Raw genomic sequence first — 788 nt, forward strand, 5'->3', positions numbered from 1 at the left:
GCATGGGGTGACGCCCGGGCTTGCGGTGGTGCTGGTGGGCGAGGATCCGGCGAGCCGGGTCTATGTCAGGAACAAGGGCATCCAGACGGTCGAGACCGGGATGGCGTCGTTCGAGCATCTTCTGCCGGCGGACACCCCGCAGGCCGACCTGCTGGCGCTGATCGCGCGGCTCAATGCGGATCCTTCGGTGCACGGGATCCTCGTGCAGCTGCCGCTGCCGGGGCATATCGACGCCGATGCGGTGATCAACGCCATCGACCCGGGGAAAGACGTGGACGGCTTCCATGTCTCCAACGTGGGCAGGCTGGCGACGGGGCAAAAGGCGATGGTGCCCTGCACGCCGCTCGGCTGCCTGATGATGCTGCGCGACCATCTGGGCGACCTTGCGGGGCTGGAGGCGGTGGTGGTCGGCCGGTCGAACATCGTCGGCAAGCCGATGGCGCAGCTGCTGTTGGGCGAAAGCTGCACGGTGACGGTGGCGCATTCGCGCACCCGCGACCTGGCCGCGGTGTGCCGGCGGGCGGATATCCTGGTGGCGGCGGTGGGGCGGCCCGAGCTGGTGCGGGGCGAGTGGATCAAGCCCGGCGCCACCGTGATCGACGTGGGCATCAACCGGGTCGAGGGGCGCAAGGGGCTGGTGGGCGACGTGCATTTCGCGGGCGCCGCGGCGGTGGCCGGCGCGATCACCCCGGTGCCCGGCGGCGTGGGCCCGATGACCATCGCCTGCCTGCTGGCCAACACGCTGACCGCCTGCCACCGCGCCAACGGGCTGGCGGAGCCGGAGGGGT

Annotated in this window: 1 protein-coding gene; it reads left to right on the forward strand. The window is 71.3% G+C overall.

Features of this window, described 5'->3' with window-relative positions; all coding sequences use genetic code 11:
- A partial coding sequence (gene folD, locus RGD00_RS23430) for a bifunctional methylenetetrahydrofolate dehydrogenase/methenyltetrahydrofolate cyclohydrolase FolD (protein WP_310459636.1) occupies window positions 1-788 on the forward strand: 788 nt, incomplete at both ends.

Source organism: Ruixingdingia sedimenti, from assembly GCF_031432425.1.
In the GTDB taxonomy this organism is placed as follows: Bacteria; Pseudomonadota; Alphaproteobacteria; order Rhodobacterales; family Rhodobacteraceae; genus Ruixingdingia; species Ruixingdingia sedimenti.